At 69.6% G+C, this 6323-nt stretch carries 7 protein-coding genes; 1 reads left to right on the forward strand and 6 read right to left on the reverse strand.

Annotated features, from left to right (window positions below):
- On the reverse strand, positions 1-205 hold a 205-nt coding region (locus G3N98_RS37810; RefSeq protein WP_206150976.1), incomplete at its 3' end, for a LysR family transcriptional regulator.
- A 101-nt stretch (positions 206-306) separates the two neighbouring features.
- On the opposite strand from G3N98_RS37810, the gene G3N98_RS37815 reads away from it, so the two are divergent.
- A complete protein-coding gene (locus tag G3N98_RS37815; protein WP_089475220.1) occupies positions 307-1290 on the forward strand; it encodes an NAD-dependent epimerase/dehydratase family protein in 984 nt (327 codons plus the stop codon).
- A 347-nt stretch (positions 1291-1637) separates the two neighbouring features.
- On the opposite strand, the gene G3N98_RS37820 is transcribed toward G3N98_RS37815, so the two are convergent.
- The 5 genes from G3N98_RS37820 to G3N98_RS37840 form a co-directional block, all read right to left on the reverse strand.
- Positions 1638-2339 carry a DUF2848 domain-containing protein gene (locus G3N98_RS37820; protein WP_206150977.1) on the reverse strand — a complete coding sequence of 234 codons (702 nt, stop codon included), beginning with the start codon at positions 2337-2339 and terminating at the stop codon, positions 1638-1640.
- 53 nt (positions 2340-2392) lie between these two features.
- Positions 2393-3700, reverse strand: coding sequence for an MFS transporter (locus tag G3N98_RS37825; protein ID WP_206150978.1), 1308 nt, complete (start codon positions 3698-3700; stop codon positions 2393-2395).
- Between the two features lie 91 nt (positions 3701-3791).
- Positions 3792-4478 carry a DUF4286 family protein gene (locus G3N98_RS37830; RefSeq protein WP_206150979.1) on the reverse strand — a complete coding sequence of 229 codons (687 nt, stop codon included), beginning with the start codon at positions 4476-4478 and terminating at the stop codon, positions 3792-3794.
- A gap of 98 nt (positions 4479-4576) precedes the next feature.
- Positions 4577-5605: a LysR family transcriptional regulator gene (locus G3N98_RS37835; RefSeq protein ID WP_206150980.1), complete on the reverse strand. Its 1029-nt coding sequence runs from the start codon at positions 5603-5605 to the stop codon at positions 4577-4579.
- A 188-nt stretch (positions 5606-5793) separates the two neighbouring features.
- Positions 5794-6323 (reverse strand): SDR family oxidoreductase (locus G3N98_RS37840; RefSeq protein WP_206150981.1); only part of this gene is annotated, 530 nt, incomplete at its 5' end.

The raw sequence follows: 6323 nt of genomic DNA on the forward strand, positions 1-6323 counted from the left end.
GCAGCGCGAGCGCCGCCTCGGTCGGCAGCAGGCCGGACGGCGAGCGCGTGAACAGCGTCTGGCCGAACGCGGCCTCCAGTGCCGCGACGTGGCGGCCGGCCGTCGGCTGCGTGATGCCGAGGGCGCGCGCCGCGCCCGACAGCGAGCCTTCCGTCAGCACGGCGAGAAAGGTGCGGTAGCGTTCCCAGTTCAGATCGGTGGTCATGCATAAATGTATAGCTGATCTATCAGGTTGGGCAATTCCTTGGTAGCCGAAGCCACGCCAGAATGCGTGTCATGACGGACATTCATTCAAGGAGAGCGGCAATGACGACCCACGCAGGCGGGACGCAACGACAGGCACTCGTGCTCGGCGCGAGCGGCGGGATTGGCGGGGAAGTCGCGCGGCAGTTGCGCGATGCGGGCTGGCAAGTGCGCGGGTTGAAGCGCGGGCTCGATGCCGAAGTCGTGGAGCGCGACGGCATCACCTGGATGCGCGGCGACGCGATGGATCGCGACGCGGTCGTCCGCGCCGCGCGCGGCTGCGGCGTGATCGTGCATGCGGTGAATCCTCCGGGCTACCGGAACTGGGCCGGGCAGGTGCTGCCGATGATCGACAACACGATCGCGGCGGCAAAGGCGGAGCGGGCCACCGTCGTGTTGCCGGGCACCGTCTACAACTACGGCGCCGATGCGTTTCCGGTGCTGGTCGAAGATGCGCCGCAGCATCCGTCGACGCGCAAGGGCGCGATTCGCGTCGAGCTGGAGCGCCGGCTGCAGGATGCGGCCGGGCAGGGCGTCCGCACGATCATCGTGCGCGCCGGCGATTTCTTCGGGCCGAAGCTCACCGGCAACAGCTGGTTCGCGGCGGGGTTCGTCAAGGCCGGGCAGCCGGTGGCGGCCATCAGCGTGCCGGGGCGGGACGGCATCGGGCACCAATGGTCGTACGTGCCGGATGCCGCGCGCGCGATGGTCGAGCTGATCGAGCGGCGCGACACGCTGGAACCGTTCGCGCGCTTTCATCTCGGCGGGCATTGGGATGCGGATGGCACGCAGATGGCGGAGGCCGTGCGCCGCGTCGCGCAGCGGCACGGGCTGCGGCCGACGGTGCGCAAGTTCCCGTGGTGGTTCGTGTGGGCGGCGGCGCCGTTCGTCACGACGCTGCGTGAATTGCTCGAGATGCGCTACCTGTGGCGCGAGCCGATCCGGCTCGACAACACGCGGGTGACCGCGGTGCTCGGCCGTGAGCCGGTGACGCCGCTCGACACGGCGGTGGAAGCGACGCTGGTGGGGCTCGGGTGTCTCAAGTGAGCAACGGCCCGTGCCTGGGTCCAAGCTCCGGCACGGGCCGGCACGATGGCGAACCGCAGAACCCGCGGCGCAACAATTCTCCACATACCCGGGCCCGTCCGATGCGCATCATGTCGGCTCGTGTCGAAAAGGCGAAAACGGGGGCGCAATGTTGCATTTCGGGTGGAAAGTGTCGGTTGCGGGCGCAATGATGCTTGCATTGAGCGGGTGTACCAACCTGGCTGGTGTGCTGTATTGCGGCAACTCGCAGTTCAACTTTCCCGACTATCACTGCTTTTAGGCGTATTAGCGGGAGCCGGCGCGGCGACAGAACGCTGGCGCGCCCATGTGCCGCGCCTCGTTACCCGTTATGCCACGACCGGCAGCACCTCCACCGCATAGCGGTGCCGAAGGCTGCGCCCGAGCACTGGATCGTGCAGCTCCATCTCGAACGCCTCGCCGTCACCCATTGCCGCGATCGGGCCATGCACGGCGACCGTGCCGCCATACATCGCGCCGCGCGCAGGCATCGTCCGGCGGTCGTCGAAGCGCTGCCACAGCACCTCGGGCGCAAGCAAACCACTCACCGCGCCGTGCTGGTACGCCGTCCGCCCGCCATCGCGCGAAATCAGCCACGAACGCATCTCGATCGCATCCCAGTGATCCGCAACGTCGGCGTAAAGCCACGCGTCGTGGCCGAGCGGTTTCGCGCACACCTGCTTCGACACCGCGACGCCGTAGGCTTCGACTTCACGATCCGTATGATCGGAGCCGACGGTCACGAGCGTGCCGGCCGGGCTGTCGACCAGCACGCATTCGATCTCGCCGCCCGAGCGTGCGCCGAGCACGCCGATCGTGGGCGACTGCGTCAGCAGCGCGGCCGACACGCGATAGAAGCAGGGCGTGGTCGACGGCGGCGCGACGCCGAGCGCCGCGAGTTCGTCGATATGCGCCTGGATCGCGGCCGGATCGCGGCCGGCCCAGCCGGCGATCACGACGCGCGCGATCTCGACGTCGACGGTGGCCGGCGCGCGTTGCCGGGAAATCACGTTGAACGACAGGGTTGGCATGCGGCTATCCGTTTGAAGTGCGAATGAATGAAACGGCTTGCTGACGGCGACGTTCAATCCGCGAGCGGCTTGTGCGCGGTTTCGCGTGCGACGAGGAGCGCGATCGACGTGACGACGAGCGCGGCGGCGACATACAGCGACACGGCCGTCGTCGTGCCCGTCTGCCGGAACAGCGCGGCGATTACGAGCGGTGCAAAGCCGCCGCCGACGATGCCGGCGAGCGTGTACGCGAGCGACGAGCCCGCATAGCGCACGCGGGTCGGGAACTGTTCGGTCACGAACGCGCCCTGCGGGCCGTACATCACCGCGTGGATCACGAGGCCGATCGCGACGGCCGCGACGATCGCGCCGGGGCGCGCCGAATCGAGCAGCGTGAAGAACACGAACGCCCACACGATGCCGGCGAGTGCACCCGCGAGATACACGGGGCGGCGGCCGAAGCGGTCCGACAGCGCGCCGAAGCACGGCACCGCGAGCGCGTTGCAGGCCGTGCCGATCATCACGGCCGTCAAGGCGACGGGGCGCGACAGGTGCAGCACGGTCGTCACGTAGGTGAGCGTGAACACGACGATCAGCGCATACAGCACGTCCGAGCCGATCCGCGAGCCACCCGCGATCAGCAGGCGCTTCCAGTGGTATTTCAGCACGTCGGCGACGGGCACCTCGGCAGTCGCGTGCGATTCGGCGAGCTGCTCGAACTGCGGCGTTTCGTCGACGCCGCGCCGCAGCCAGAAGCCGAACACGACGAGCAGCGCGCTGGCCGCGAACGGTACGCGCCAGCCCCACGACAGGAAATCACCGGACGTGGTCGACAGCGTCACGAGCGCGATGCAGCCGGTGCCGAGCAGCGTGCCGAACGACGGGCCGATCTGCGTCCACGATGCGGACAGCCCGCGCCGCTTCTGGTCACCGTGCTCGACCGACAGCAGCACTGCGCCGGCCCATTCGCCGCCGAGCGCGACGCCCTGCACGAAGCGCAGCGCGACGAGCAGGATCGGGCTCAGGATGCCGGCCTGCGCATAGGTCGGCAGCGCGCCCATCAACGCGGTCGTCACGCCCATCAGCACGAGCGTGAGCATCAGCACCGCGCGGCGGCCGATGCGATCGCCGAGATTGCCGAACACGAAGCCGCCGAGCGGGCGCGATACGTAGCCGACCGCATAGGTCGAGAACGCGAGGATCGTGCCGGCCAGCGGATCGACCGACGGAAAGAACAGGTGGTTGAAGACGAGCGCGGCGAGCGTGTTGTAGATCGTGAAGTCGTACCACTCGAGCGACGTGCCGATCATGCTCGCGGTCGCGAGTCGGCTGGTGCGGACGCGGCGGGGCGCGTGGACGGCGGGCTGGGCGAGCGTGTTCATGGTGTCGGGCGTGTCGTGACGGGGAACGGGATGAAATGCCGGACCGATGCGTGGGTGGGCATCGCGCCTGCGGTGCGGCCGGCGTGGGCGATCAGGCCGAACATGCCGCGGCAGCGGGTGCGGTTTCGACGTCGCCGTGCGTGACGTGCAGCGGCGCGGCAGCGCGCCACAGCAGCTCGAAGGTGCGCACGTCGTCGTGCCCGGCGAGCGTGGCGGCCACGCGGCGGGTCGCGGCCGCATCGCTGCCTTCGATCAGCACGAGCGCATCGGCGGCCGGGCGCGCGGCCGCAGCGGCGCCGATCGGCGCGGACAGCTCGGGCGCGGTGCAAAACAGTCGTGCCGCGTGGATGCCCGGTTCGTGCAGCACGTCGTCGAAACGCTCGCGCAGATGCGGCACGTCGATGCGATCCGGCGGCAGCACGAACAGCGCGAGATGCGCGCCTTCACCGTCGCCGGCCTCGATCGTCAGTTCTCCGACGCGTCGCTGCGTGCCCGTCATGCGCTCGAAGTTCGCGAGCGACCATGCGCTCTGCTGCGTGAACGCGCGCCGGTACGCGCCGCTATGGAACACGTCGAGCGCGTCCGTCACGTACAGCGCGAGGTACTTGCGCGGGCCGCGGTCGGTCGCGCGAAAGCGCCGCGCGTGCGTGAAGCCGGGAATCGCGACACGTTCCTGCATGTGCTCGCGGTCGTACCACGCGTTGAAATCGGCTTCGTGCGCGGGGTCGATATCCGTCCAGACGCAAAGCTGGCCGTGTGGAAGGGAAAGGCGGGTCATCGCGGGGTTCCTCGTGACGGGGTGTCAGGAACCGCAGTTTCCCGAAGACGGGCCGCGCCCGTCCAACAAGAAAACAAATTCGCGGTGAACAGGTTTTCTTATGAGCGGCGCGGGCGGCGTTTCGCGGCGAGCGGGGCGGATGGCGTCGTGCGTTTCGCTTTTGCCGGTGCTGTCGCTTTGGCCTTTGTCGCGGGACGGGCAGGTGCTTTGCTCACGTTGTCGGGCGCGGCCGTCTTTGCGTGATGCGCGGCGGCGGACATCGCGCACGCGACTTCGCTGGCCAGCTCCGCGATGCGCGCGGCCACCGGCAGGCCCTGGCTGCGATACGTCGCGACCAGCGGTAGCGCGGGGAATTCGGGTTCGACGTCGAGCAGTTCGAGCGTGCCTTCGTGCAGCTCGCGCCCGATGATCGCGGGCGGCAGCGCGGCCACGCCGAAGCCGTCCGCGACGAGGCGGATCATCGCGGCGACCGACGTGATGCAGTTGATGCTGGCCGGCCGCTCGACGGCCGCGAACAGCCGCTCGATCGTCGCGTGCGGTCCTGAGTGGCGCGAGAAGCTGATGATCGGGAATTCCGCGAGGCGCGCGACGTCGAGCGCCTGGCCGCCGAGCCCGAGGCGCGGGCTGGCCGCCCAGCGCACCGGGAATTCGCACAGCGGCAGGTTCGTGAAATCGGGGCCCGGCACCGGGTCGGTCTGCAGGATCAGGTCGACGCCGTCGGTGCTGAGCAGGCGGATCAGGTGCAGCGTCGTGTCGCTGGTGATCTCGACGTCGAGGCGCGGATAGCGCTCGCGCAGTTGCGCCATCAGCGCGGGGAACCAGCTGTGCACGATCGATTCGATCACGCCGATCCGGATCAGGCCCGCATCGCTCGCCGCATCGATGTCGCGGCGCATTTCGCCGTCGAGCCGCACGATCCGCTCCGCGTACGCGAGCATGCGGCGCCCGGCGGGCGTGAGCGTGGCCGAGCGCGTGTTGCGGTCGAACAGGCGGACGTCGAATGCCTCCTCGAGCGACGCGATGCGGCTCGATACGGCGGCCTGCGTGGTGTGCAGTTTTTCGGCCGTGAGCCGGAAGTTTTCCAGCTTCGCGAGCCAGACGAAGGTTTCAAGAAACCGGATGTTCATCGACGTTCGAACCGTGAGGCGGTGCCGGGCGGGGCGGCGGGATCGGTCGATGGTAGCGGATTTTCGGGGGCGGGAAATAAGCGGCGGACCCGGCGTGCGTGGGCAGGCGCTGGAGCGGGCGGACGGGACGACGTGCACGAAACGCCGCCCGCGACGCGTACGTCACGCGAGCGGCACACCCACGCGCATCAAAGCTTGTCGAACGCGAGCGTCGGCACGTCCACCACCATCGCGCCGCCGTCGGCAACGAGCGTCGCGCCGGTCACGAACGACGCGTCCGGCGATGCGAGGAACGCGCACACGGCCGCGATCTCGTCCGGATCGGCCGCGCGCCGCAGCGGCACGTCGGCGCTGACGCGTGCATACGCGCCGTCGAGCGTGTCGCCGTGCGCCGACATCAGCGGTTCCATCTCCGCGTCGGCCATCGGCGTGCGGACCCAGCCAGGGCACACCGCATTCGCCCGCACGCCGTGCGGCCCGTAGTCACGTGCGAGCGACCGGGCGAGCCCGAGCAGCGCGTGCTTGCCGACCGTGTAGCCGCACACGCCGGGCCCGGCCGCGAGCGCGGCGATCGACGCGACCAGCACGATGCTGCCGCGCTGCGCGATCAGGTCGGGCAGGCACGCGCGCGCGCTGACGAACGCGGTGTCGAGGTTCGCGTGCATCGCGTCGCGCCACTGCGCGTCGTCGGTTTCGTCCGCGCGGCCGAGCCCGTGGC

The organism is Burkholderia sp. Tr-20390 (assembly GCF_017104595.1).
Classification (GTDB): domain Bacteria; phylum Pseudomonadota; class Gammaproteobacteria; order Burkholderiales; family Burkholderiaceae; genus Burkholderia.